The sequence below is a fragment of the Pseudomonas sp. 13159349 genome (genome assembly GCF_013305685.1).
GTDB lineage: Bacteria > Pseudomonadota > Gammaproteobacteria > Pseudomonadales > Pseudomonadaceae > Aquipseudomonas > Aquipseudomonas asiatica.
Genome location: NZ_CP045553.1, coordinates 5,690,198 through 5,716,522 on the forward strand (window position 1 = coordinate 5,690,198; position 26,325 = coordinate 5,716,522).

Genomic DNA, 26,325 nt, shown 5'->3' on the forward strand with positions numbered 1-26,325 from the left:
AAAGCAGCCCCAATGGCACCGTCACCCCTGCCACTTGCCCCCTTCCACAATCACGCTTTCCGGCTTGGTGTCATCGCTCAGTTCCTTGCGTACATACTGGTCATACAGCTTCAGCAGAAACTTCTCCTCCCCCAATTTGGCCAGCTCGGCATTCACCCAGTCACGCAGCTCGGTGTTGCCCTTTTTCACCGCCGGTGCAATCGGTGCCTCGTCACCCAGCAGCTCAGGCAGCACGCGGTACCCCGGGTTCTGCTTGGCCCAGCTGAACAGAATCAGGTTGTCCTGCGCATAGGCATCGCCACGCCCGGTGGCCAGCGCCTGCAGCGACTCGCTGTTCTTCTCGAACTTGAGCAGTTTCCAGTCCGGGTGGTTCTTGGTCAGCCAGATATCAGCGGTAGTGCCGGTGGTGACGATGATGGTCTTGTCGGCCAGGTCGTCGAGCTTCTGCACCGGGCTGCCATCCGCGACGATGGCCTGCACGGCAACGCGCAGGTTGGGGTTGGTGAAGTCCACCGCTTCCTTGCGCTCCGGGGTCACGGTCATGTTGGCGAGAATCAGGTCGACCTTGTCGCTCTGCAAAAACGGGATACGGCTGGCCGGCTCCACGGCAACGAACTCGACCTTGTTTTCATCACCCAGCAGGTCCTTGGCCAGGCGCCGGCCGATATCGGTATCAAAGCCCACGTAGCGGCCCTGCTCATCGACGAAACCGAACGGTGGCTTGTCGGTGAACACGCCGACAATCAGCTTGTCGCGGGCCTTGATGGTTTCCAGGTAGCTGGTGGCCGGCGAGGCCGCCGCCGGCTTGGGTGGCTCTTCAGCCTTGTTGCAGCCGGCCAGCAGGGCCAGGCCGAACAACGGCGCCAGCAGTTTGGTGAGGTTGGCAGTTTTCATGACAGTTCCTTGTGCAGTGTCTTCGGCAGGCTTTCTACGAAGGAGAATTTCTCCAGGAACTGCTGCGCGCGTGCGGTCCGCGGTCGTGTGAAGAAGCTCTCGGGGTCGCCCTGTTCAAGGATCCTGCCGGCCTCCATGAACACGATGCGGTCGGCCACCGCGCGAGCGAAGGCCATTTCGTGGGTAACGATGAGCAAGGTCATACCGTCGCGGGCCAGGCCCTGGATCACCTGCAGCACCTCCTTGACCATTTCCGGGTCGAGGGCTGCGGTAACCTCGTCGAACAGCATCACCTCGGGGTTCATGCACAGCGAACGCACGATGGCGATGCGCTGTTGCTGGCCCCCGGACAACTGCCGGGGAAAGGCGTCGCGTTTGTCCAGCAGGCCGACCCGCGCCAGCAGCGCCTCGGCCTGGGCCTGGGCTTCGGCGCGCTCGCGCCTTTGTACCTTGAGCGGGCCAAGCAGCAGGTTGTCGATCACGCTCATGTGACCGAAGAGGTGATAGCTCTGGAACACCATGCCGACCCGCTGGCGGATCTCGCGCCAATCGGTGCGCGGGTCGAGCAGCTCCTGCCCGGCCAGGCGCAGGTGGCCGCCGTGGGCCTGCTCCAGGCCGTTGAGGCAGCGCAGCAGCGTGCTTTTGCCACAACCGCTGGGGCCGAGGATGACCACCACCTCGCCGGCCGCCACCTGGAGGTCGACGTCCTTGAGCACCTGGTGCTCGCCAAAGAACTTGTTGAAACCCTGAAATTCGATCAATGCGCTCATGAGTGGGCCCAGCGGCGTTCCAGCACGCGTGAAGCGGCGGACAGCGGATAGCAGACGATGAAAAAGAACAGGAACAAGGCGCCGTAGATCAGCACCGACTCGTAGGTGCGTTCGATAATCTGCTGGCCGGCCTTGATCACCTCGACCACGCCGATCAGCACCGCCAGCGAGCTGGTCTTGATGATCCGCGTGTAGATGTTGATGGTTGGCGGGGTCATGCGCTTGAGCGCCTGTGGCAACAGCACGTAGCCATACAGCTGCCAGCCGGCCAGGCCGATCGACAACCCCGCCTCGCGCTGGCCGCACGGCAGCGAGCGCAGCGCGCCACGCACCACCTCGCCCACCTCGCTGGCGCCCCACAGGCCCAGCACCAGTACCGCGCACCAGAAGCTGGGGATGCTCAGCGCCAGGAAGATCGGCAGGCCGAAGAACACCAGGTACAGCCAGACCAGCACCGGGATGGCACGGAACAGCTCCAGGTACACCTGCAAGGCAATGTTCAGGGCCCGGTTGCCCAAGGTTGCCAGCACGCCATAGAGCACACCGCCCAGCGTCGCGAAGAGGATGCCCAGCGCAGAGATGGCCAGGGTCTGCGCCGCGCCGCCAGCCAGCTGCGGCAATGCCTGCAGCAGCAGTTCAGACGCCGAACTGGCCATGTTGCAGCCTCCTTTCGATATAGCGCAGCAGCAAGGACAGCGGCAGGAACAGCAGCACACAGAGCAGGGTCAGCACGGTGAGCATTTCATAGGTCTTGTAGTACAGCGCGATGTAGTTCTTGGTCGTGTAGAGAATTTCCGGCACGGCCACCGCCGACACCACGGTGGTTTCCTTGAGCAGGAAGACGAAGTTGGCGAACAGTGCCGGCAGGCTGAGGATGCCCGCCTGGGGCAGCACCACATGGCGCAGTAGCTGGCCTTCGGACAGGCCGATGGAGCGCCCGGACTCCAGCTGGGTACGGGGCACGGCCTCGATGCCGGCACGCAGCACCTCGGTGAGGTAGGCACCGCCCATGAAGGTCATGGTGAAGATTGCAGCGGCAAAGCCGGAAATCTTCAGGCCCAGGCTGGGCAAGGCGAAGTAGACGAAGAACAGCTGGATCAGCAGCGGCGTGTTGCGGGCCAGCTCCACGTAGGCTTTTACCAGGCGCCACAGGTACGGGGTGCGTAATACCAGCAGTGTGGCGTTGACCAGAGCGACCAGCAGCGAGGTGGCGATGGCGATCAGGCCGACCTGCAGGGTCACGCCCACGGCCTTGAGGAAGGCGGGCAGCGTGCCAAGGATGAATGTGGTGTCGAGGGTCATGGGTAAAGCAGGTCTGCAGGGTGCGCGTGGGCACGATAAATAGACTCTAATGATCTAAAAACTTTTTAATAAATATCTTTTTCATATATACATATCACTGAGAATTCAGCGCTGATGGCATGTATTGCCGGCGCATACAGGACCTTGTGGGAGCGGCTTTAGCCGCGAACACCGGCGCAGCCGGTGCCATGCACCGGGTTGAATTCTTCGCGGCTAAAGCCCAGAAATGAAAACGCCGACACAAGAGTGTCGGCGTTGGGTCATGCAAGGTAATGCAAGCGCATCAGAACGCCGGCAGCACCGCACCTTGGTACTTCTTGGCGATGAATTCCTTCACTTCCGGGCCGGTCAGGGCCTTGGCCAGTTTCTGGATGGCTTCGCTGTCCTTGTTGTCCGGGCGGGCGACCAGGAAGTTCACGTATGGCGAGTCGCTGCCTTCGATCACCAGCGCGTCCTTGGCCGGGTTCAGGCCGGCTTCCAGGGCGTAGTTGGTGTTGATCATGTCCAGGTCGACTTGGTCCAGCACGCGCGGCAGCATGGCCGACTCAAGCTCGCGGAACTTCAGCTTCTTCGGGTTCTCGGCAATGTCCTTGGGGGTGGCCAGGGCGTTCTTCGGATCCTTCAGGGTGATCAGGCCAGCCTTCTGCAGCAGTAGCAGGGCGCGGCCGCTGTTGCTGCCCTCGTTAGGGATGGCAACGGTAGCGCCTTCTTTCAGTTCGCTCAGGCTCTTGACCTTCTTCGAGTAACCACCAAAGGGTTCGACATGCACGCCGATCACGGTTTCCAGGTGGGTGCCCTTGCCTTCGTTGAAGTTCTGCAGATAAGGCAGGGTCTGGAAGTAGTTGGCGTCCAGGCGCTTCTGGTCAACCTGCACGTTCGGCTGCACGTAGTCGGTGAAAACCTTGATCTGCAGGTCCACACCTTCCTTGGCCAGGGTCGGCTTGATCAGCTCGAGGATTTCGGCGTGCGGTACCGGGGTGGCGGCGACAACCAGTTTCTCGGCGGCGGTAGCCAGGCCGGCAAACGACAGGGCAGCGGCCAGGGCAGTGGTCAGCAGGGTCTTCTTCATGGTGATCCTTGTTCTGGTTCTGGGCCATCGACGATGGCGAATCGGGTGCCCAACCGGTTCACCAGCGGGCGTGAGGCGGACAATACCCAGATTTTTTATTCCGCAAAAATATCTTTTATTTAGCTGCTTATTCCAAAAACAAAATGCTATCAGCCATTTTGCTTTTGAGCAGTGCCTAGCGCGCAGGATCGGGCAGGTCCAGGTCCTCTGCCAGGATCTCCTCGCCATCATTCAGCAGCAAGGCAAAGTGGATGACATTCTCCAGTTCACGGGTGTTGCCGGGCCAGGGGTGTGCCTCCAGCGCCTGCTGTGCCGCCTCGCTAACCAGCGGCACAGGCCGCTGCAGGCGCACGCTGTAGATGCCCACGAAGTACTCGGCCAACGGCAGGATATCGCCCGGCCGCTCGCGCAGTGGCGGTAGCTCCAGCGCTCCCTCGCGCAGGTACTGGTACAGGCGCTCGTTGAAGCGCCCCGCGCGCACCACCCGCGCCAGATCGATGCTGGTAGCGGCCACCAGGCGCACGTCCACCGGTTGCGGCTGCTGCGCGCCCACCCGGGTAACCTCGCGGTTTTCCAGGGCGGCCAGCAGCTTGCCCTGGATGGCCAGCGGCAAGTCGGCGATCTCGTCCAGGTACAACGTGCCGCCGTTGGCAGAGCCGAACCAGCCGGCACGGCTGCTGGCTGTGCCACCTTGGCTGCCGGCACTGTAGCCGAACAGCTCGGCATCGGCGTAGGTGGGGCTGATGGCAGCGCAGTTGACCGACACGAACAACCCGCTGCGGTCACTGGCACGGTGGATCTGCCGGGCCAGCAGTTCCTTGCCGGTGCCGGTTTCGCCACGGATCAGCACCGGCAAGGATTGTGGCGCCAGGTGCTCGAGCTCCTCGCGCAACTGCTGCGAACGTGGGTCGATGAACACCAGCGCCTTGGCGCGGATGCTCAGCGGGCTCTTGTCCAGTTCAGGGAAGGTCAGCAACGGCTGGCCAAAAGGGTTTTGAAAAGTCATGACGAACTCCCGCCCCAGGCCTTCAATGGCCGGGCGTCAGGCAAACGGTAAACAGTAAGGGCGATCAGGCGCGGCGCAGTGCGCGCTGCTCGACCCGGCTCTGCAAGCGATACAAGTAGGCGAAACCTTGTTCCCAGCGCTCATGGCCGGACTTGACGTTGATGTGCCCGGCGTTGGTCAGCAGCCCTGCTTCGGCGCCCCAGACCTGGGCCAGATACAACGCCCTTGGCACGCTCACGGCCGGGTCGTTGTCCGAGCTGACCACCTGGCTGGGGAATGGCAGTGCTTCGGTCGGGATCGGTGCGAAGTTGCGCAGAGCTGGCGCGCAGGTCGGCCGCTCCACGTCAGCGGGTGCCACCAGCAGCGCGCCACGTACCCGCCGCAGCAGGGCCGGGCTGGCCTGCGCGGCCCAATGAGCGACGGTTATGCAGCCCAGGCTATGGGCAATCAGAATCACCGGCGAGCGCTCGGCGGCAATCGCCTGCTCCAGTGCCTGCCCCCAGTCCTGGCGTTGCGGAGTCAGCCAGTCGTTCTGCTCGACCCGCATACTGTTCGGCAGGGTGCGCTGCCAGTGACTTTGCCAATGATTGTCTGGCGATCCTTGCCAGCCCGGCACAATCAGGTAACGAATCGACTCATTGCGCATGGGGACGCCTCCGGTGAGTTTGCGTGCTTGGAGACAAGTATAGGGAGGGAGTTATACCAGTAAAGGAATAAGAAGCTATTTATTAATAACCAAAAATCTCAATATCTTGTGCGACCCCTGTGGGAGCGGGCATGCCCGCGAAGCAAGCACCGCGGTGGATGGCACGGGCTTCGCCCGTGTTCGCGGGCACGCCCGCTCCCACAGGGATCACGCAAAAAAAAGGAGCCATCCCCTGCCAAGAGATATGGCCCCTAAGCACTTGCCTGAAGAAAGTTGACGGGTTCAGCGCGCGGTAATCACCGCCAGCTTGCTGATCCCGGCACGTTCGATAGCCGCCATGGCCCGCGCCACTTCGCCGTAGTTCACGCCGTCATCGGCCTGCAGCTGTACGCGCAGCTCCCCGTCCTTGTCCTTGGCAGCCTTGAGGCTGGTTTCCAGCAGGTCTGGCTGGATCTCGTCCTTGTTGATGAACAACTTGCCGTCACCATCAATGCTGACCACCAGCGGGTCCTTCTGCTCCACCGGGGCCACAGCCTCGGTCTTGGGCAGGTTGATGGGGATGGCATTGGTCAGCAGCGGCGCGGTGACGATGAACACCACCAGCAGCACCAGCATGACGTCCACCAACGGCGTGACGTTGATTTCACTGAGGACTTCGTCGCTGTCCTGGGTCGAAAAGGCCATGTCAGGACGCCTCCTTCACCGGTTGGGTGAAACCGGCCTGGGGCCTGTGCACGGCCGGGTGCACCAGCACGCGGAAAGCACTCTTCTGCGCCAGGCTGTAGAAGTCGTGGGCGAAGTCATCGAGGTCGGCGGCGGTTAGCTTGAGGCGGCGCAGGAAGTAGTTGTAGACCAGCACCGCCGGCACCGCGACGGCGATACCCACGCCGGTGTCCACCAGTGCCGCGCCAATCGGCCCGGCCACGGTTTCCAGGCTGGCGGAACCAGCCGCGCTGATGCCCTTGAGCGCTTCCATGATGCCCCAGACGGTGCCGAACAGGCCGATGAAGGGCGAGGTACTGCCAATACTGGCGACCACCGCCAGGCCGGTTTCCAGCGAACGGCGCTCACGCACGATCTGCTGGCGCAGGGCGCGCTCCAGGCGGTCCTGGTGGTTGATGGCGTGGCTCAGGTCATTGGCCTGGCTGTCACCGACTGCGATGGCGGCATAACCGGCCTGGGCAACACGGGCGACAGGGCCTGGCAGGTGGTGGCTGGGCTCGGCAGCCGAGTCCAGGCTCGAGGCGGCCCAGAATTGCTGGTGGAAGCGTTTGTCCTGGTTCTTCAGCCGCACGAACTGCACGACCTTGACCAGGGCCAGGCCCCAGGTGACGACAGAAAAACCGACCAGCAGCCAGATGACTGCGCTTTCAACGGATTGGAGGGGGGATGCCAGCAGGCTCATGATGATGTCTTCCTGTGTTCTGCGAAAAAGTTAGCGAAGCTTGAAATCAATCGGCACGCTGACCCAGCCGGTCTGGGCCACGTCACCCTGCTTGGCAGGCACGAAACTCCAGCGCTTGACCGCGGCCAGTGCGGCAGCGTCGAGGGCATCACGGCCGCTGCTCTTCTGGATCTGGATCTGTCCGGGCTTGCCGCTGGGCAGCACCTCGACGCGCAGCAGCACGGTGCCTTCCCAACCGCGGCGCTGGGCCATCTGCGGGTACTCCGGCGCCGGGTTCTTCAGGTACGCCGCGTTGGCCGATGCCGGGGTGACCGGGGCCGGCGCGGGTGGTGCTGGCGGGGCCGGAGCGGCCACAGGGGCTGGCGGCGGTGCTTCGACCGGCTTGGGCTGAGGTTTGGGCTGTTGCTTGACCACCGGCTTGGGCACGGGCTTTGGCTTGGGTTTGGGCTTGGCGGCCAGTTCGTCGACCACGGCCGGCGGTGGCGACTGGACCACCGGCGGTGCCGGGGCTGGTGGCGGTGGTTCGACTACAGGCGGTGCTGGCGCGGCGAACTCGATGGTCATCGGCGGTACTTGCGGTGGCACCACCGGCAGCTCGGGCGTTGGTGCCTGGTTGACCCAATACGCTGCTGCGCCATGCAGGGCCAGCACCAGCAGGCCCAGCACCAGCTTGTCGCGGCGCTTGAGCCCACTGACAGGCGTGCGTTGCAAGCGCAGCTGGCCAAGCGGGAGGCGAAGCGTGCGTCCAAGGTCGACCAGGTCACCCGGGGCCGGGCGCCATGGCTGGTCGTAGGCCCTGACGGCCGACTGGACATTACCCATTGATCAAACTCCTGGGACTCGATTCAGGTGTGTGGCTGAATCATCGGGGCCAGGGGCTTATCACTTAAAGTAATGTTTAAAATTATGATTAGAACTTTACTGAATATAGTTTTTGAAGGATTGTGGCAAAGCCGCGGAATTCGCGGGCTGTGGCCGGGCGGGTTTTCAATCATGCATTGCCGGCATGCGAAATATTCGCGTAAGGCATGAGATTGCCGCGAGGGCTGCGCCCTCGATCGCCGGCAAGCCAGCTCCCACAGGGAACGGTGTTACGCGGTCAATGTGGGAGCTGGCTTGCCGGCGATGGGCTGCAAAGCAGCCCCGGCAATCCATCAGGCATAAAAAAGCCCAGGACCAACCCTGGGCTTTTTCATCATCAAAGGCGACTCAGATATCCGCCACCTTCTGCCAAACCTTCGGCCGGAAGAACAATGTCTCCCCACGCGCCAACCCGGTCAGGCTGTCATGGTCCTTGACCACTTCGGCCTCGATCAGCTCGCTCTGCCCCTCCACCTTCAAGGTCACCCGCGTGGTCGCGCCCAACGGCCGGATGTCGCGCACCTCGGCCGCATGGTGCCCTTCGGTCTCATGCCGCGACAGCGACACTTCGTGCGGGCGGAACAGCACATGATGCCCTTCGCTCAGGGCCAGGCGGTTGGAATCACCGAGGAAGTGGTAGACGAAATCGTTGGCCGGGTGCTCGTACACCTCGCCCGGCGAGCCGATCTGCTCGATCACGCCCTTGTTCATCACCACGATGCGGTCAGCCACCTCCATGGCTTCTTCCTGGTCGTGGGTGACGAACACCGACGTCAGGTTGATGTCCTCGTGCAGGCGCGCCAGCCAGCGGCGCAGCTCCTTGCGCACCTTGGCATCCAGCGCACCGAAAGGCTCGTCCAGCAGCAGCACCTTGGGTTCCACCGCCAGCGCACGGGCCAGGGCGATACGCTGGCGCTGGCCACCGGACAACTGCTCGGGGTAGCGGTCGGACAGCCAGTCCAGCTGCACCATGTTCAGCAGTTCATGCACCTTCTCGGCTATCTTGCTCTCGCTCGGGCGCTCGCCCTTGGGCTTCATGCGCAGGCCGAAGGCAACGTTGTCGAACACACTCATGTGGCGGAACAACGCGTAGTGCTGGAACACGAAACCGACGTTGCGGTCGCGCACGTCATGGCCGGACACGTCCTCGCCATGGAACACGATATTGCCCTGGTCGGGGGTTTCCAGGCCGGCGATGATGCGCAGCAACGTGGTCTTGCCGCAGCCGGAAGGGCCGAGCAGGGCCACCAGCTCGCCGCTGTTGATGTCCAGGTTGATGTTGTCCAGGGCCTGGAAGCTGTTGAAGCGCTTGCTGACGTTACGAACTTCGATCGACATGAATCATTCCTCCGCGGCGCTGTGGCGCAGGCGGTTAATACGGTTCTCGCTCCACTGCTTGAGCAGCAGGATGAAGAGCGCCAGGATCAGCAACAGGCTGGCCACGCTGAAGGCCGCGACATGGTTGTACTCGTTGTAGAGGATCTCCACGTGCAGCGGCAAGGTGTTGGTCACGCCGCGAATGTGGCCGGACACCACCGACACCGCGCCAAACTCGCCCATGGCCCGCGCGGTGCACAGCACCACCCCGTAGATCAGGCCCCATTTGATGTTCGGCAGGGTCACGTGCCAGAACATCTGCCAGCCATTGGCGCCGAGCAAGCGCGCGGCCTCCTCTTCCTGCGTGCCCTGCTCCTGCATCAGCGGGATCAGCTCACGGGCCACGAACGGTACGGTGACGAAGATGGTGGCCAGGACGATGCCCGGCAGGGCGAACACGATCTGGATATCGTGGTCCTGCAGCCATGGCCCGAACAGGCCTTGAGCGCCGAACATCAGCACGTAGACCAGGCCGGCGATCACCGGCGATACCGAGAACGGCAGATCGATCAGGGTGACCAGGATACTCTTGCCACGGAAGGTGTACTTGCTCACGCACCAGGCGGCGCTGACACCGAACACCAGGTTCAGCGGCACCGAAATGGCCACGGCGAGCAGGGTCAGCTTCAGCGCCGACAATGCGTCAGGCTCGAAGATCGCCTCGAAGAAGGTGCCAAAGCCGTTCTTCAGCGCCTGCGACACCACGATCACCAGTGGCAGCAGCAGGAACAGCGCGAACACCAGCCAGCCAAGGCCGATCAGGATACGCCGCGAAGTGGCGCTGCCCCGGCGGGCAGCGTTGGCGGCGGCGGTTGCATTCAGGGATGAACTGGACATGCCGGCCTCCTTCAAGGGGTTTCGATGCGGCGCTGCAGCAGGTTGATCAGCAGCAGCAGGATGAAGGAAACCACCAGCATCAGCACGCCGATGGCGGTCGCGCCGGTGTAGTCATACTGGTCGAGCTTGACCATGATCAGCAGCGGCAGGATCTCGGTCTTCATCGGCATGTTGCCGGCAATGAAGATCACCGAACCATACTCGCCCACGCCGCGGGCGAAGGCCAGGGCAAAACCTGTCAGCCAGGCAGGCAGCAGCGCTGGCGCCAGCACATGGCGGAACACCTGCAGCGGCTTGGCGCCCAGGCAGGCAGCGGCCTCCTCCACTTCACGCGGAATGTCGGCCAGCACCGGCTGCACCGTACGCACCACGAACGGCAGGGTGACGAAGGTCAGCGCCAGGGTGATGCCCAGTGGGGTGTAGGCGATCTTGAAGCCCAGGTCGGTGGCGAACTGGCCGACCCAGCCCGAGGGCGCGTACAGGGCGGTCAGGGCGATACCGGCTACAGCCGTGGGCAGGGCGAACGGCAGGTCGATCATCGCATCGATGATCTTGCGCCCGGGGAAGGTGTAGCGCACCAGCACCCAGGCCAGCAGGGTGCCGATCACTCCGTTGATGATGGCGGCGAACAGGGCGGTGCCGAAACTCAGCTTGAGCGCGGCGATCACCCGCGGTGCACTGATGATGTTCCAGAACTGCTCCCAGGTAAGCTGCGCGGCATGCACGAACATGGCGGCCAGCGGTATCAGCACGATCAGGCTGAGGTACACCAAGGTGTAGCCCAGCGTCAGCCCGAAGCCGGGTATGACGGGGGAAATGCGGCGTGACATAAATATCCCTGGTTGAACGCACTTGGCCCGGGAACGATCCCGGGCTGGTGCTAGCTTCTGAAATCCTGGGGCTGCTTTGCAGCCCATCGCGACGCAAGGCCGCTCCTACAGGGGTGCGCGTACCTCTGTAGGAGCGGCCTTGTGTCGCGATGGGCCGCATGGCGGCCCCGCTTTTCCTTGGCCCCTACTGTGCCTGATAGATCTGGTCGAACACACCGCCATCATTGAAGAATTTCGGCTGTGCAGTCTTCCAGCCACCAAAGTCCTTGTCGATGGTCACCAGGTCCAGTTTCGGGAACTGCTTGCCAAACTCGGCAGCGACCTTCTCGTCACGCGGGCGGTAGAAGTTCTCGGCTGCGATCTTCTGCCCGGCCGGGCTGTACAGGTGCTTGAGGTATTCGGTGGCAATCTCGGTATTGCCCTTCTTCTCGGCGTTCTTGTCCACCACCGCCACCGGCGGTTCGGCGAGGATCGACAGCGAAGGCACGATGATCTCGAACTTGTCGGCGCCACCGTCTTCCTTCAGCGCCAGGAAGGCTTCGTTTTCCCAGGCCAGCAGCACATCGCCCTGGCCGTTATTGACGAAGGTGATGGTCGAGCCACGGGCGCCGGTATCCAGCACCGGGACGTGCTTGAACAGCTCCTGCACGTACTCCTTGGCCTTTTCTTCGCTACCGCCGGCCTTCAGGCCATAGGCCCAGGCCGCCAGGAAGTTCCAGCGGGCGCCGCCGGAGGTTTTCGGGTTGGGGGTGATGACCGACACATCCTTCTTGATCAGGTCGCCCCAGTCCTTGATGCCTTTAGGGTTGCCCTTGCGCACCAGGAACACGATAGTCGAGGTGTACGGGGTGCTGGCATCCGGCAGGCGGGTCTGCCAGTTGTCTGGCAGGGTCTTGCCGAGCTTGGCGACTTCATCGATGTCGCCGGCCAGGGCCAGGGTCACCACGTCGGCACGCAGGCCATCGATCACCGCACGGGCCTGCTTGCCCGAACCGCCGTGGGATTGCTGGATCTTCACCTTGTCGCCCGGGTGGGCCTGCTGCCAGTGCTTGATGAACTCGGCGTTGTACTGCTGGTACAGCTCGCGGGTCGGGTCGTAGGACACGTTCAGCAGTTCGTAGTCCTTGGCGATGGCGGAACCGGCAAAAACAGCACTGGCCAGGGCGGCAAGCGCATAACGGCGGATGGACATGGTGAAGCTCCCGATTGGCATTTTTCTAGTTTTTGAATGTGTGGTGCGATCAGCCGGTCTTGTTGCCGGGCTGCTGTAGGCGGAACTTCTCCTTGCGCTCGATCTGTACGACCTGAGCGTTGTGCACGGTGATCTCCACCGCACCGAATCGCAGGTCGCGCAGAGCGCTCTGGATTTCCCGCAGAATGGTGGCTTCGTCCTGACCGTCGATGCTACGCAGAGATGCACTCATGCTCGTTCTCCTTGGAGTGAGGGTGCCGGGCTGAGGTTTGAAGGGGATTTGCGCCTGGCTTGAGGGCAATAGTAGTGAGGCGGGATTATTCTTAAAAATACTGTTTGAGAATGTTTATATAACCATTTTTCAAGCACCGCATTTCCCTTGTAGGAGCAGCCTCGTGCTGCGAAGAGGCCGGCAATCCCATCAGCATTTGATGATGAATTTACCGGCCTCTTCGCAGCACGAGGCTGCTCCTACAAGGGGATGCGTGGTCAGGAGGGTTTCTTCTGTGGCTCGCGGATCTTGTACCAGGCCACATACAAGGCCGGCAGGAACAGCAGCGTCAGCAGGGTCGCCACGATGATCCCGCCAATCATGGCGTAGGCCATCGGCCCCCAGAACACTTCGCGGGCAATCGGGATCATGCCCAGGCTCGCCGCCGCCGCGGTCAGCAGAATCGGCCGGCGCCGGTGGTTGGTTGCCTCCACCACCGCATCCCACGGCGACAAGCCCTGGGCTTCGAACTCGTCGATCTGGGTCACCAGGATCACCGAGTTACGAATGATGATGCCCGCCAGCGCGAGAATGCCGAGAATCGCCACGAAGCCCATGGGCGTACCTGTGGGCACCAGCGCAATGATCACGCCAATCAACCCCAGCGGCGCCACGCTGACCACCAGGAACAGCTTCTGCACGCTGTGCAGCTGGATCATCAGGAACGTCGCCATCAGGAACAGCATCAGCGGGATGACCTTGCGGATCGGCCCCTGCGCCTTGGCGCTCTCCTCCACCGTGCCGCCGGTGGCCACTTCGAAGCCCACCGGCAACTTGCTGGCGAACTCGTCGATCTTCGGCTTCAGCTGGGCCACCAGGTCGGTGGGCTGGATGTCACCGTTGACCGATGCCTTGATGGTGATGGTCGGCTTGCGGTCACGACGCCACACAAGCGGCTGCTCCAGCTCGTAGCGCACAGTAGCGAACGCAAGCAGCGGGATCGAAGTGCCGTTGGGTGTCAGGATCTGCAGGTTCTGCAAGGTATCCGGCGAGCCACGCTCGCTGTCCTCGGCACGGGCGACCACGTCGACCAGGTAGATGTTGTCGTTGACCTGGGTGATCTGCACGCCGCTGACGATGCTGTTCATCACATTGGCCACGTCCTCCGACGACAGGCCCAGCTGGCGCGCCTTGTCCTGGGCGATTTCCACGCGCAGCACCTTACCCGGCTCGTTCCAGTCGTAGATCATCTCGCCGATGTGCTCGTTCTGGTCGAGCAAGGTGGCCAGCTCGATGGCGTGCTTGCGAACCTCGTCGATATTGGCACCGCTTACCCGATACTGGATCGGTCGGCCCACCGGTGGGCCCATTTCCAGCGATTGCACGTTGGTGCCGACGCCAACGAATTCTTCATGCAGGATCTTCTGCAGGCGCTCCATCATGGCCTGGCGTTCTTCGAAGCCCTTGCTGACGATCACCAGCTGCGCGTAGTACGGGTTCTGCAACTGCTGGTCGAGGGGCAGGTAGAAGCGGATCGCGCCCTGGCCGATATAGGTACTCCAGTGCACCAGGTCCGGGTCGTCCTTGATCCGCGCCTCGAAACGGTCGACCACCTTGCGCGTCTCCTCGATCGAGGCGTTCTGCGGCAGGTTGAGGTCGACGAGGATTTCCGGGCGGTCAGAGGACGGGAAGAACTGGTTCTGCACGAAGCGTTCGCAGAAGATCGCCAGGGCGAACAGCACCACGGTGCCGATGATGGTCAGCCAGCGGTTGCGCATGCACCACAACAAACCATGCTCGAAGGCCCGGCCGACGCGCCCGGGCTCGGCTTCATGGTGCTTGAGCTTGGCACTGCTGAGGATGTGCACGCCTAACACCGGGGCGAAGAATACCGCCACCACCCACGACACCATCAGTGCCACGGCAATTACCGCAAACAGCGTGTAGGTGTATTCACCCGCCGAACTGGCGTTGAGGCCGATCGGCACGAAACCGGCCACAGTCACCAGGGTGCCGGTGAGCATGGGGAAGGCTGTGGAGGTATAGGCAAAAGTCGCCGCCTGCTCCTTGCTTTCGCCCATTTCCAGCCGTGTGACCATCACTTCCACAGTGATCATCGCATCATCCACCAGCAGGCCCAGGGCGATGATCAGCGCCCCCAGCGAAATCCGCTGCATGGTGATACCGCTGTACTCCATGAACACGAACACCATGGCCAGCACCAGCGGGATCGAGCAGGCCACCACCAGCCCGGCACGCACGCCGAGGCTGACGAAGCTCACCGCCAGCACGATCACCACCGCCTCGAACAGCGCACTGGTAAAGCCGCCGACCGCTTGCTTGACCACCACGGCCTGGTCGGAAACAGTGTGCACCCCGACGCCCACCGGCAGGTCTTCGACCACCTGGTCCATGCGCTTTTTCAGCGCCGCGCCGAACACCTGGATATTGCCGCCGGCCTTCATGCCGATGGCCAGGCCCAGCGCCGTCTGGCCGTTGTAGCGGAACATCGGCGAAGGAGGGTCGACGTAGCCGCGCTCGATATCGGCGATGTCTGCCAGGCGGAAGAAGCGGTCGTTGATCTTCAGGTTGACGGTTTCCAGGTCCTTTTCCGAGGTGAACTGCCCGGAGGTACGCACCGAGATACGTTCAGGCCCTGCCTCGATCACACCGGCAGGGGTCACGGCGTTTTGCGATTGCAGGGCCTGCATGACCTGGCGCTGGTCGATGCCCAAGGCTGCCAGCTTGCGGGTGGAGAAGTTCAGGTACAGCACTTCGTCCTGGGTGCCGATCAGCTCGATCTTGCCGATGTTGGGCACATCGCGCACTTCGGCCCGCGCCTGCTCCACGTAGTCGCGCAGCTGGCGCAGGGTCAGGCCGTCGGCAGTGAAGGCATAGATAGAACCGAACACATCGCCGAATTCATCGTTGAACCCGGGCCCCTGGATGCCTGCAGGGAATTCACCGCGAATGTCCTGGATCTTCTTGCGCACCTGGTACCAGATTTCCGGGATGTCCTTGGCCTTGGTGGTGTCGCGCAGGTACACGTAGACCGTGGATTCGCCGGGGCGGGTGTAGCTTTTGGTGTAGTCGAGGGAGTCGAGTTCCTCGAGCTTCTTCTCGATACGGTCGGTGACCTGGTACAGGGTTTCGTCCTGGGTAGCGCCGGGCCAGCGGGTCTGGATGACCATGGTCTTGATGGTGAACGACGGGTCTTCCTCACGGCCCAGGTTGAAGTAGGAGAAAATCCCCATCAACAGGGCAACGAACATCAGGTACCAGACGAACGATTGATGCTTGAGCGCCCAGTCGGACAGGTTGAAGCTTCCTTTCATTGCGCATCCTCGTCGAAGGTGACCTTCTGGCCAGGCTTGAGGCTGTTCACGCCCGCAGTCACCACCCGCTCGCCGGGCTGTACGCCCGAGGTCAGGACGATGCTGTCGGCGGTTCGACCGATCAGGGCCACATCACGAGTGGCCACGGTCTTCTGTTGCGTATCGATCACCCATACCTGGGTCTTGCCGTCGCGCTCGAGCAAGGCACTCAAGGGCAGTTCGCTGCGCGGCGACACCTCCGAACTCAGGGTCACGCTGATGGCGGTGCCCAGGTGGAAGGCCGCCGGGGTGCTGGCCAGGGTCAGGCGCGCACGGCGGGTGCGCGTGGTGGCGTCGGCCTGGGGTTCCAGTTCCCGCAGGCTGGCGGTGGTGTTGATGGTCGGGTCCAGCTGCGAAGCAACGGTGAAGGTCAGGCCTTTGCTCAACTGCTCGGCCAGGCCGATCGGCAGGTCGATCACCGCTTCCTTCACATCCGGTCTGGCCAGGGTTACCACGGCCTGGCCAGCGGTGACGGTTTGCCCGGCTTCAGCCTGCCAGGCAGTGATTACCGCGGCGTGGTCGGTGCGCAGGGTACTGTAATCGAGCTGGTCACGCGCCTGGCTGAGCGCAGAGCGCGCCTGCTCCAACGCCGCACTGGTGGTTTTCAGATTGGTCTGAGCGATATCCAGCTGGGCCTGGGCGCCTACGCCACGGTCGTACAGCTGTTGTTGGCGGCGGGCATCGGCCTGGGCGTTGATCCACTGCGCCTGCACCTTGGCCAGGTCGCCCTCGGCGGCACGAAGCTGGTTCTGCTGGTCGGTCGGGTCGAGGGTGGCCAGGGTGTCGCCCGGTTTCACCTGGGCGCCCACATCCAGCCAGCGCCGGGCAATACGCCCGGATACCCGGAAGCCCAAGGTGCTTTCGAAACGTGCCTGGATACTGCCGGCGAAGCGGCCCAGCTGCGACTGCACCTGGGGTTCGACCTTGACCGACAGCACCGGCCGAATCGGCTCCGGCACTTCATCCTCGCTACTGCAGCCGGCCAACAGCACGCCGGCCGACAGCATCAGCAGCAGGCGCTTCATAGCTCACCCCCTTTGGCCTTGGCATCGACCTTCAGTACCTGCATGCCGGGGTGCAGCAACTGCCCGCCATTGACCACCACGGTCTCGCCGCCTTTCAGGCCACTGGCGACCACGATCCTGCCGGTGAGGTAACGGCTGACCTCGACCTTGCGCAGCTCTACCTTGTCACCCTCGCCCACTACCCAGACGGCAGGCTCATGCAGGGCCTTGGTCAGTGCCGACCATGGCAGCTCGATACTTGGTCGGCCCTGGGCATTGGTGGTGGCCGTCACCGGTGCACCCAGTTGCATCCCTGGCGGCACATCCCTCAGCCCGACCTTGACCTGTACCGTGCCGCTTTGCGCGGACACCGTAGGGGTGATTTCGCGCACGAAGCCACGGGCCTGAACCTTGGGGTCGTCCAGCAGGCTGACGATCACTCCAGCGTCGCTGGGCGGGGCCACCAGCAGCGATTCGTAGACATTGAACACGGCATCACGGTCGCCATCGGTGGCCAGGCTGAAGATTGGCATGGTCGCTTGAACCACCTGGCCGACCTCGGCCTGGCGCTCGGTGATGACCCCATCGGCCTCGGAGACCAGCGCGGTATAGCTCAGTTGTTCGTTGGCATTGGCCAATTGCGCTTGCGCGGCCTTGAGCGCGCTCTGGTTGCTGCGCAGCGCGGCTTCGGCGGAATCGTATTCGCTCTGGCTGGTGTAGCCCTTGGGCAACAGCTTTTGCTGGCGCACGAACGCGGCACTGGTCTGGGTGACCCGCGCCTGCGCGGCGAACACCTCGGCCTTGGCCGAGTCGACATTGTTCTGCAGGTCTTTCGGGTCCAGCCGCGCCAACACCTGGTTGGCCTTTACGTGGTCGCCGACATCGACACTGCGCGAAATGATCTTGCCGCCCACCCGGAACGACAGGTCGGTCTGCACCCGCGCCTGCACATCGCCAGTCAGGGTGACCCTGGCAGCGAAATCGGTGGGTGATACCTGTTGCACGCCTACGCGTGGCAGTGTTTCGGTGGTTTCTTCCTTACTACAGCCCGACAGCAGGGACACAAGCCCCAGGCAGACGACCAACAGCGGACGTATCAACGTCATGCAGGCTCCTTGCTTGCGCGCAAATGATTCGTGGAATGCGACTGTCAGCGTAGTTCAGGGTTCGATAAACGGCACTAACCGCGATCAAGCTGGCATTTTCGGCGCCTGCGCGGGCCTCTTCGCGGGCACGCCCGCTCCCACAGGATGGTCGCCAGCCTCAAGCGTGCGCTGTACCTGTGGGAGCGGGCGTGCCCGCGAAAGGGTGAAGGTCAGAGCTGAACTGAAGCCTTGTTCAGTCCCAGTTCGATGTCATCGATCAGTGCTTTTGCAAAGCCACTGAGAATTCTCGCGGCACTACCGGCCAGCCGGTCATTTTCCATCTCGGCTTCGGTCGTCAGGTGATTGATGCAACCGAGCATTACGGAGAGTTCGGAGAAGGCATGGTTGAAGGGGATGTTGGCCTGGACGCGGAACAGGTCCATGCAGGTTTCGCGGCCGACGGTGCTGCTGTGTGATGGATGGGAAGTGCCTGGAGCAGAATTGGTCATGGTGGATCTCCTATATCTGGACAAGGAGTTGCCACCTGCATCTTTCTCACGGATCAGGGCGGCAACCGTACGCGAGGTGAGAAACCGCGGATATAGGAACGCAGCCAGACGTAAGTCTGCCCGCGCACGGTTGCCATGACGAAAGCACTATATCGTTGGGTTCTCACACCCAGTCCCGACGACGTTATCCCTAGGGCATTTCCCCTACAACAGAGCAGCTTCCACACGGCTCGTAGGATAATTCCCAAGCCGATCCAGCTGAAGCCTTTGGTTTGAGTTGATGAAAAGTCGTACGCCTTCAGGGCCTCTTCGCGGGCATGCCCGCGAAGAGGCCGGCACAGCAATGCATGAGCTTCTGCCATATTCAGAAACCATCAGCCACCCGGTCCCCCCGCTTCAGCCACTACCTTTCAAAAGGAGGTTCAATTTCAAGGAAGATCACAATGCCATTAGCCGAATCCCACCGACTGCGTCGTGGGCGCTACTCCGAGCCAGGCAGGCTCTACCTGCTGACCACCATCACCCACCAACGAAAACCACTGTTCCATGACTTCGACAATGCTCGCCTGGTGGTCAAACATCTGCGGGTTTCAAATGACATTCAGGATTGCCATTCCCTGGCCTGGGTAGTGATGCCGGACCACCTGCACTGGCTGGTCGAGCTGAAGGAAGTGGCATTGGGAACGTTGATGCGCAAGTTCAAATCACGCACAGCCATTGCGTTACGCAAGGCAGGTGTCAGGCACAAACCGATCTGGCAACCCGGTTACCATGACCATGCGCTGCGGCGGGAAGAGTGTGTGGTGCATGTAGCCCGGTACATTGTTGCCAATCCTCTGAGAGCAGGATTGGTCAGGAGTGTCAGGGACTATCCACACTGGGATGCGGTATGGCTTTGAGTCGGCGTTGGGGCCTTCGCGGGCTTGCCCGCTCCCACAAGGACATCACAGCCTTCAGGCTTGTGGTGATCCCTGTGGGAGCGGGCGAGCCCGCGAAAGGGCCAGATCAGGCCGACGCCGCAACCTGCGCCGGGCGCTTCACCTGTGGCTGCGAAGCATTCGCCGCAGCGCCCTCTTCGATCGCCTGCTGTATCGCCTTGCGCCGGCGCTCTTCCGCTTGGCGGCTGAAGTACCAGACGAAGAAGGTCACCAGCGACACCGACAGCAGGATCAGGCTGGCCACGGCGTTGATCTCCGGCTTCACGCCCAGGCGCACCGCCGAGAACACTTCCATCGGCAAGGTGGTCGAACCAGGGCCGGAGACGAAGCTGGCCAGTACCAGGTCATCCAGCGACAGGGCGAACGACATCATGCCGCCCGCCGCCAGCGATGGCGCAATCATCGGGATGGTGATCAGGAAGAACACCTTCCACGGCTTGGCACCCAGGTCCATCGCCGCTTCCTCGATCGACAGGTCCAGCTCCCGCAGGCGTGCCGACACCACCACCGCCACATACGCGGCACAGAACGTGGTATGGGCGATCCAGATGGTGACGATGCCACGCTCCTGCGGCCAACCGATCATCTGCGCCATGGCCACGAACAGCAGCAACAGCGACAGGCCGGTGATCACCTCGGGCATTACCAACGGCGCGGTGACCAGGCCACCGAACAGCGTGCGTCCCTTGAAGCGGGTAACCCGGGTCAGCACGAACGCCGCCAAGGTACCCAGCGCCACCGCCGCCACCGCCGTGTAGCAGGCGATTTCCAGCGAACGCATCACCGACCCCATCAACTGGGTGTTGTCGAGCAGGCCGACGTACCACTTCACCGACCAGCCACCCCACACCGTCACCAGCTTGGAGGCGTTGAACGAGTAGATCACCAGGATCAGCATCGGCAGGTAGATGAACAGCAAGCCGAGCACCAGCATCAGCTTGGAGAAACTGAAGCGCTTCATGCCCTGCCCTCCATTTCTTTGGCCTGGCTGCGGTTGAACAGCAGGATCGGCACGATCAGGATCGCCAGCATGACCACCGCCAGCGCAGAGGCCACCGGCCAGTCACGGTTGTTGAAGAACTCTTGCCACAGCACCTTGCCGATCATCAGGGTTTCCGGGCCGCCAAGCAGTTCAGGAATCACGAACTCGCCCACCACCGGGATGAACACCAGCATGCAGCCGGCGATGATGCCGTTCTTCGACAGTGGTACGGTGATCTTCCAGAAGCTGTTGAAGGTGCTCGAACCCAGGTCCGAAGCGGCCTCGAGCAGGCTCGGGTCGTGCTTCACCAAGTTGGCGAACAGCGGCAGGATCATGAACGGCAGGTACGAATAGACCACGCCGATGTACACCGCCAGGTTGGTGTTGAGGATTTGCAGCGGCTGGTCGATCAACCCGGTCCACAGCAGGAAGCCGTTGAGCAGGCCGTTGTTGCTGAGAATGCCCATCCAGGCATAGACGCGGATCAGGATCGCGGTCCAGGTCGGCATCATGATCAGCAACAGCAGGACCGTCTGGGTTTCCTTCTTGGCGTTGGCAATGGCATAGGCCATCGGGTAGCCGATCAACAGGCACAGCAGGGTGCTGAAGAAGGCCATCTTCAGCGAGCCCAGGTAGGCCGAGATATACAGCTCATCCTCGGTCAACAGGCCATAGTTGGCCAGGTTGAGCACCAGCTGGACCTTGTCTTCGACGTAGCTGTAGATCTCGGTATACGGCGGGATCGCCACGTCGGCTTCGGCGAAGCTGATCTTCAGCACGATGAAGAACGGCAGCATGAAGAACAGGAACAGCCAGATGAACGGCACGCCGATCACCAGGTGCCGCCCCTCCGGGGTAATACGCTGGAAGGCTCGCTTGAGCTTGCGCAGTTTCATGACCGCAGTACCACGCCGCTGTCGTCTTCCCACCACACGTACACTTCATCGCCCCAGGTCGGGCGGGTGCCCTGGCGCTCGGCGTTGGCGACGAACGACTGGACGACCTTGCCGCTCGGCAACTCGACGTAGAACACCGAGTGGCCACCCAGGTAGGCAATGTCGTGAACCTTGCCGCGCGACCAGTTGTGCTCGCAGGTCGGTTGCTGGGTGGTGACCAGCATCTTTTCCGGGCGCAGGGCGTAGGTGATGTGCTTGTCTTCCACCGACGTGGTGATGCCGTGGCCGACATAGATCTTGCGCTCCAGCTCCGGGCTGGCAATGATCGCGTGGCCTTCGGCGTCGTCGACCACTTCACCTTCGAACAGGTTGACGTTGCCGATGAATTCGCACACCAGGCGGCTGGTAGGCGTCTCGTAGATGTCCACCGGCGAGCCGATCTGGGCGATCCAGCCCAGGTGCATGATGGCGATGCGCTGGGCCATGGTCATGGCCTCTTCCTGGTCGTGGGTCACCATCACGCAGGTCACGCCAACGCGCTCGATGATCTCCACCAGTTCCAGCTGCATCTGCGAACGCAGTTTCTTGTCCAGTGCACCCATCGGCTCGTCGAGCAGCAGCAGCTTGGGGCGCTTGGCCAGCGAGCGGGCCAGTGCCACGCGCTGGCGCTGGCCGCCGGACAGCTGGTGCGGCTTGCGCTTGGCGTACTGGGTCATGTGCACCAGCTTGAGCATCTCGGCCACGCGGGCGTCGATCTCGGCCTTGGGCATCTTGTCCTGCTGCAGACCGAAGGCGATGTTCTGCGCCACGGTCATGTGCGGGAACAGCGCGTAGGACTGGAACATCATATTGATCGGCCGCTCGTAGGGCGGCATGTCGGTGATGTCGACGCCATCGAGGAAGATCCGCCCTTCGGTCGGGCGTTCGAAGCCGGCCAGCATGCGCAGCAAGGTGGACTTGCCGGAACCGGAGCCCCCCAGCAGGGCGAAGATCTCGCCCTTGCGGATTTCCAGGGACACATCGTCCACGGCTACCGTTTCGTCGAACTTTTTCGTGACCCGGTCGATCTTGACCAGCACCTGCTTGGGTTGCTGGCCACCCTCGAGGGCTTTTTTATAGGCACCGGAGGCAACTGCCATGAGTGAAACTCCCAACAAGATTTTTGTGCCCGCGAGCCCTGTGCTACAGGTGCCGCCACGGGCCTGGATTTTTACTTGCCCGACTTGACCTTGGTCCAGCTACGGGTCATCAGCCGTTGCACCTTGGGTGGCAACTCTGAATTCACGAACATCTTGTTCAGCACTTCCTGCGGTGGGTAAACCGCGGCGTCAGTCCTCACGGCCTGGTCCATCAGGTCGCCAGCCTTGGGGTTCGGGTTGGCGTAACCGACGTAATCACTGACCTGGGCGATAACCTCAGGCTTCAGCAAATAGTTGATGAAGGCATGCGCCTCTTTGACGTTCTTGGCGTCCTTGGGAATCGCCAGCACGTCGAACCAGAGGTTGCCGCCTTCCTTGGGAATGGCGTAGGCCAGGTTCACGCCCTTCTTCGCTTCTTCGGCGCGGGTCTTGGCCTGGAACACATCACCTGAGAAACCTGCCGCGACGCAGATGTCGCCGTTGGCCAGGTCGGTGATGTACTTGGACGAGTGGAAGTAGGTCACGTACGGGCGTACCGCCAGCAGTTTCTTCTCGGCGGCCTGGTAGTCCTTGGCATTGGTGCTGTTAGGGTCCAGCCCCATGTAGTTGAGCACCGCCGGCAGCATTTCGTCCGCCGAGTCGAGGAAGGCCACGCCGCACTTGGCGAGCTTCTTCATGTTCTCGGGCTCGAACAGCACTGCCCAGGAGTCGATGGTGTCCACGCCCAGCGCGGCCTTCACCTTGTCGACGTTGTAACCGATGCCGTTGGTGCCCCACAGGTAAGGCACGGCGTACTGGTTGCCCGGGTCGTTCCTTTCCAGGCGCTTCATCAGCGCCGGGTCCAGGTTGGAATAATTGGGCAGCAGGTTCTTGTCGAGCTTCTGGAATGCGCCCGCCTTGATCTGCTTGCCGAGGAAATGGTTGGACGGCACTACCACGTCATAGCCGGTATTGCCGGCCAGCAGCTTGCCTTCCAGAGTTTCGTTGGAATCGAACACATCTTGCACGGGCTTGATGCCTGTGGCTTTCTCGAAGTCCGCGAGTGTGGTCGGGCCGATGTAGTCGGACCAGTTGTAGAAGTGCACCGTAGGCGCCGCTTGGACGCTGCATGCCAGCGTCAGGCCCGCTCCAGCCATCAAGGCCTTGCGGAATACAGAAATGGACAAGTGGGTGGTCCTCACAATCAGTGCCTGGGTAGCGACAATGCTGCCGCACACGCAAAACCGGCGCGCAACTTACCTTCGCAGCTTCGATGCCGCAATCATCAATTGCCTTTCACTGGCTCTGGGCCGGGACTCCCCGACCCAGAGGTACCGCATCGGGCTTATTTGCCCGACTTGATCTTGGTCCAGCTGCGGGTGATCACACGCTGGGCAGAAGCTTCAGGCGCAGCGATCGCGTACAGCTGCTTCTTCACTTCAGCTGGTGGATAGATGCTCGGATCGCTGGTGATTTCCTTGTCCACGAACTGGGTGGCGGCAGCGTTGCCGTTCGGGAAGCGCACGGCGTTGGTGATCTCGGCCATGATTTCCGGCTGCATCAGGAAGTTCATGAACTGGTAGGCAGCGTCTTTATGCTCGGCATCCTTGGGGATGGCGACCATGTCGTAGAAGGTACCGGCACCTTCCTTCGGAATGACGTAGTCCACCTTGACCTTGTCGCCAGCTTCGTGGGCACGGGCCTTGGACTGCTCCAGGTCACCCGAGTAACCGACAGCTACGCAGATGTTGCCGTTGGCCATGTCGCCGATGTACTTGGACGAGTGGAAGTAGGTGATCGAAGGACGGATCTTGAGGAACAGGTCCTCGGCGGCCTTCAGGTCTTCCTTCTTGGTACTGTCGGTCGGCAGGCCCAGGTAGTGCAGAGCAGCCGGGAGCATTTCGGTCGGGGCATCGAGGAAGCTCACGCCGCAGCTCTTGAGCTTGGCGATGTTCTCAGGCTTGAACACCACGTCCCACGAGTCGATCTTGTCCACGCCCAGCGCGGCCTTGACCTTCTCCGGGTTGTAGCCGATACCGATCGAGCCCCACATGTACGGGATGGCGTGCTTGTTGTCCTTGTCGCTGGCATCGCCAACGGCCTTGAGCAGGTCAGGGTCGAGGTTTTTCCAGTTCGGCAACTTGGAGCGGTCCAGTTCCTCATACACGCCAGCCTTGATCTGCTTGGCCAGGAAGTTGTTGGACGGCACTACGATGTCGTAGCCGGACTTGCCGGCCAGCAGTTTGGCCTCGAGGGTTTCGTTGCTGTCGAATACGTCGTACTTGACCTTGATGCCCGACTGTTTCTCGAACTTGGCGATGGTGTCCGGAGCGATGTAGTCCGACCAGTTGTAGACGTTCAACACCTTGTCTTCAGCCTGAACAGCGGTAGCCATGGCACCCATCAGGGCGGTGGCCAGCAACGTCTTGCCCAATTTATTCATGCGTAATGCTCCAGAATTTTTTATTTAGCCATCTGTTCAGCAGCCAGGACCTACGGTGCAGAGCGCGCGGCGACTGAAACAGTCGCTAGTCTGGCAAGTTACAAGGCTCTGTATCAAGGAAAGCAGGGCCTTGTAACGACTTAATGTCACATCGCTAGCCTAGCAAACTGTCAACGAATCGCTTCGAGCGTCAGGTCCAGGCATTTGCGTGCCTTTTCCACCAGTTCGTCGATCTCTGCATGGCTGATCACCAGCGGCGGCGCAATGATCATGGTGTCACCCACCGCACGCATGATCAGGCCGTTTTCGAAGCAGAAGGTGCGGCAGATCATGCCCACGCCCTTGCCTTCGTAACGGCTGCGGGTGGCCTTGTCCTTGACCAGCTCGATCGCGCCGAGCAGGCCCAGGCCGCGTACCTCGCCCACCAGAGGGTGGTCCTGCAGCTCACGCAAACGCTTTTGCAAATAAGGTGCCGCTTCGGTGCGCGCCTTCTCGACGATTTTCTCGTCGCGCAGGATGCGCAGGTTTTCCAGGCCCACCGCCGCCGCTACCGGGTGGCCGGAGTAGGTGAAGCCGTGGTTGAAGTCGCCGCCTTCGCTGAGTACCTGGGCCACGGTGTCACGCACGATCACACCGCCCATGGGGATGTAACCGGAAGTCAGGCCCTTGGCGATGGTCATCAGGTCGGGCTTGAGGTCGTAGTAGTCGGAGCCGAACCACTCGCCGGTGCGGCCGAAACCGCAGATCACTTCGTCGGCAACGAACAGGATTTCGTACTTGGCGAGGATCTCCTTGACCTTCGGCCAGTAGGTTTCCGGCGGGATGATCACGCCGCCGGCACCCTGGATCGGCTCGGCGATGAAGGCGGCGACGTTGTCTTCGCCGACTTCGAGGATTTTCTGCTCCAGCTGCTCGGCCGCCCACACCCCGAACTCATCCGGGGTCATGTCGCCGCCTTCGCCGAACCAGTAAGGCTGTGGGATATGCACGATGCCAGGAATCGGCAGGCCGCCCTGCTCGTGCATGCCGCTCATGCCACCCAGGCTGGCACCAGCCACGGTGGAGCCGTGGTAGCCGTTGATGCGGCCGATGATGGTCTGCTTCTGTGGCTTGCCTTTCAGCGCCCAGTAATGGCGGACCATGCGCAGCACGGTGTCGTTGCCTTCGGAGCCGGAGCCGGTGAAGAACACATGGGTCATGCCTTGCGGCGCCACGTCGGAGATCGCCTTGGCCAGTTCCAGCGCAGGCGGGTGGGCAGTCTGGAAGAACAGGTTGTAGTACGGCAGCTCGCGCATCTGCTTTTCTGCCGCCTGCACCAGTTCTTCACGGCCATAGCCCACAGCCACGCACCACAGGCCAGCCATGCCGTCGAGGATCTTGTGCCCCTCGCTATCCCACAAATGCACACCCTGGGCCTTGGTGATGATGCGCGGCCCCTTCTCCTTCAGCTGCTTGTAGTCACTGAAGGGCGCGAGGTGATGCTCCCCGCTCAGGGTTTGCCATTCACGGGTTTGCGGGTTGTTGACGCTCATGTGCTTCTCCGTTGTTCGACAGCCGCGTCCTGCGGCACCAAGTT

Annotated in this window: 26 protein-coding genes; 1 reads left to right on the forward strand and 25 read right to left on the reverse strand. The window is 62.0% G+C overall.

What is annotated here, in order from left to right; translation table 11 throughout:
• Positions 1-21: 21 nt before the first annotated feature.
• From GEV38_RS26095 to GEV38_RS26185, 19 genes are all read right to left on the reverse strand, one after another.
• Entirely contained in the window at positions 22-894 is an 873-nt protein-coding gene (locus tag GEV38_RS26095; protein ID WP_015272203.1) for a transporter substrate-binding domain-containing protein, read from the reverse strand.
• A complete protein-coding gene (locus GEV38_RS26100; protein WP_054573408.1) occupies positions 891-1,664 on the reverse strand; it encodes an amino acid ABC transporter ATP-binding protein in 774 nt (257 codons plus the stop codon). The genes GEV38_RS26095 and GEV38_RS26100 overlap by 4 nt, the downstream gene beginning before the upstream one ends.
• On the reverse strand, positions 1,661-2,320 hold the full coding sequence (locus GEV38_RS26105; protein ID WP_015272205.1) for an amino acid ABC transporter permease: 660 nt from the start codon (positions 2,318-2,320) through the stop codon (positions 1,661-1,663). Before GEV38_RS26105 ends, GEV38_RS26100 begins: the two co-directional genes overlap by 4 nt.
• Positions 2,301-2,966, reverse strand: coding sequence for an amino acid ABC transporter permease (locus tag GEV38_RS26110; RefSeq protein ID WP_015272206.1), 666 nt, complete (start codon positions 2,964-2,966; stop codon positions 2,301-2,303). The genes GEV38_RS26105 and GEV38_RS26110 overlap by 20 nt, the downstream gene beginning before the upstream one ends.
• A gap of 283 nt (positions 2,967-3,249) precedes the next feature.
• Complete coding sequence (locus GEV38_RS26115; RefSeq protein WP_054573410.1) at positions 3,250-4,035, reverse strand: MetQ/NlpA family ABC transporter substrate-binding protein; 786 nt, start codon at positions 4,033-4,035, stop codon at positions 3,250-3,252.
• A gap of 175 nt (positions 4,036-4,210) precedes the next feature.
• Positions 4,211-5,041, reverse strand: a complete 831-nt coding sequence (locus tag GEV38_RS26120; protein ID WP_015272207.1) for a sigma 54-interacting transcriptional regulator — start codon at positions 5,039-5,041, stop codon at positions 4,211-4,213.
• A 64-nt stretch (positions 5,042-5,105) separates the two neighbouring features.
• Positions 5,106-5,687 (reverse strand): alpha/beta hydrolase, encoded by a 582-nt coding sequence (locus GEV38_RS26125; RefSeq protein ID WP_054573411.1) that lies wholly within the window; start codon positions 5,685-5,687, stop codon positions 5,106-5,108.
• 282 nt (positions 5,688-5,969) lie between these two features.
• Positions 5,970-6,371, reverse strand: a complete 402-nt coding sequence (locus tag GEV38_RS26130; RefSeq protein ID WP_054573412.1) for a biopolymer transporter ExbD — start codon at positions 6,369-6,371, stop codon at positions 5,970-5,972.
• Position 6,372: 1 nt separating this feature from the next.
• Positions 6,373-7,092 (reverse strand): MotA/TolQ/ExbB proton channel family protein, encoded by a 720-nt coding sequence (locus GEV38_RS26135; RefSeq protein WP_054573413.1) that lies wholly within the window; start codon positions 7,090-7,092, stop codon positions 6,373-6,375.
• 30 nt (positions 7,093-7,122) lie between these two features.
• Positions 7,123-7,914, reverse strand: coding sequence for an energy transducer TonB (locus GEV38_RS26140; RefSeq protein WP_015272211.1), 792 nt, complete (start codon positions 7,912-7,914; stop codon positions 7,123-7,125).
• Between the two features lie 387 nt (positions 7,915-8,301).
• Positions 8,302-9,291, reverse strand: a complete 990-nt coding sequence (locus tag GEV38_RS26145; protein ID WP_013974693.1) for a sulfate/molybdate ABC transporter ATP-binding protein — start codon at positions 9,289-9,291, stop codon at positions 8,302-8,304.
• A 3-nt stretch (positions 9,292-9,294) separates the two neighbouring features.
• Positions 9,295-10,167, reverse strand: a complete 873-nt coding sequence (gene cysW / locus GEV38_RS26150) for a sulfate ABC transporter permease subunit CysW (protein ID WP_015272212.1) — start codon at positions 10,165-10,167, stop codon at positions 9,295-9,297.
• A gap of 11 nt (positions 10,168-10,178) precedes the next feature.
• On the reverse strand, positions 10,179-10,997 hold the full coding sequence (gene cysT, locus GEV38_RS26155; protein ID WP_013974695.1) for a sulfate ABC transporter permease subunit CysT: 819 nt from the start codon (positions 10,995-10,997) through the stop codon (positions 10,179-10,181).
• 184 nt (positions 10,998-11,181) lie between these two features.
• The gene (locus tag GEV38_RS26160; protein ID WP_061304717.1) at positions 11,182-12,189 is read right to left on the reverse strand and encodes a sulfate ABC transporter substrate-binding protein; all 1,008 of its coding nucleotides are present in this window, start codon (positions 12,187-12,189) and stop codon (positions 11,182-11,184) included.
• Between the two features lie 49 nt (positions 12,190-12,238).
• Positions 12,239-12,421, reverse strand: a complete 183-nt coding sequence (gene oscA / locus GEV38_RS26165) for a sulfur starvation response protein OscA (RefSeq protein ID WP_003258557.1) — start codon at positions 12,419-12,421, stop codon at positions 12,239-12,241.
• Positions 12,422-12,678: 257 nt separating this feature from the next.
• A complete protein-coding gene (locus GEV38_RS26170; protein ID WP_054573415.1) occupies positions 12,679-15,735 on the reverse strand; it encodes an efflux RND transporter permease subunit in 3,057 nt (1,018 codons plus the stop codon).
• Positions 15,732-16,799, reverse strand: coding sequence for an efflux RND transporter periplasmic adaptor subunit (locus GEV38_RS26175; RefSeq protein ID WP_013974699.1), 1,068 nt, complete (start codon positions 16,797-16,799; stop codon positions 15,732-15,734). Before GEV38_RS26175 ends, GEV38_RS26170 begins: the two co-directional genes overlap by 4 nt.
• Positions 16,796-17,884, reverse strand: coding sequence for an efflux RND transporter periplasmic adaptor subunit (locus tag GEV38_RS26180; protein ID WP_015272214.1), 1,089 nt, complete (start codon positions 17,882-17,884; stop codon positions 16,796-16,798). The genes GEV38_RS26175 and GEV38_RS26180 overlap by 4 nt, the downstream gene beginning before the upstream one ends.
• 209 nt (positions 17,885-18,093) lie before the next feature.
• Entirely contained in the window at positions 18,094-18,372 is a 279-nt protein-coding gene (locus GEV38_RS26185; protein ID WP_054573416.1) for a DUF3077 domain-containing protein, read from the reverse strand.
• A 443-nt stretch (positions 18,373-18,815) separates the two neighbouring features.
• On the opposite strand from GEV38_RS26185, the gene GEV38_RS26190 reads away from it, so the two are divergent.
• Positions 18,816-19,271, forward strand: a complete 456-nt coding sequence (locus tag GEV38_RS26190) for a transposase (RefSeq protein ID WP_054573417.1) — start codon at positions 18,816-18,818, stop codon at positions 19,269-19,271.
• Positions 19,272-19,377: 106 nt separating this feature from the next.
• Here GEV38_RS26190 and GEV38_RS26195 read toward each other — a convergent pair whose 3' ends face one another.
• The 6 genes from GEV38_RS26195 to GEV38_RS26220 all read right to left on the reverse strand — a co-directional run bounded on the left by GEV38_RS26195 (position 19,378) and on the right by GEV38_RS26220 (position 26,281).
• Positions 19,378-20,271, reverse strand: a complete 894-nt coding sequence (locus GEV38_RS26195; RefSeq protein ID WP_003258560.1) for an ABC transporter permease subunit — start codon at positions 20,269-20,271, stop codon at positions 19,378-19,380.
• The gene (locus GEV38_RS26200) at positions 20,268-21,188 is read right to left on the reverse strand and encodes an ABC transporter permease subunit (protein ID WP_015272217.1); all 921 of its coding nucleotides are present in this window, start codon (positions 21,186-21,188) and stop codon (positions 20,268-20,270) included. The genes GEV38_RS26195 and GEV38_RS26200 overlap by 4 nt, the downstream gene beginning before the upstream one ends.
• Positions 21,185-22,327, reverse strand: coding sequence for a polyamine ABC transporter ATP-binding protein (gene potA, locus GEV38_RS26205; protein ID WP_013974704.1), 1,143 nt, complete (start codon positions 22,325-22,327; stop codon positions 21,185-21,187). The genes GEV38_RS26200 and potA overlap by 4 nt, the downstream gene beginning before the upstream one ends.
• Before the next feature lie 71 nt (positions 22,328-22,398).
• A complete protein-coding gene (locus GEV38_RS26210) occupies positions 22,399-23,493 on the reverse strand; it encodes a polyamine ABC transporter substrate-binding protein (RefSeq protein ID WP_015272218.1) in 1,095 nt (364 codons plus the stop codon).
• Positions 23,494-23,651: 158 nt separating this feature from the next.
• Positions 23,652-24,749 (reverse strand): polyamine ABC transporter substrate-binding protein, encoded by a 1,098-nt coding sequence (locus tag GEV38_RS26215; protein ID WP_054573418.1) that lies wholly within the window; start codon positions 24,747-24,749, stop codon positions 23,652-23,654.
• 170 nt (positions 24,750-24,919) lie between these two features.
• The gene (locus tag GEV38_RS26220; protein WP_015272220.1) at positions 24,920-26,281 is read right to left on the reverse strand and encodes an aspartate aminotransferase family protein; all 1,362 of its coding nucleotides are present in this window, start codon (positions 26,279-26,281) and stop codon (positions 24,920-24,922) included.
• Between the last annotated feature and the right edge of the window lie 44 nt (positions 26,282-26,325).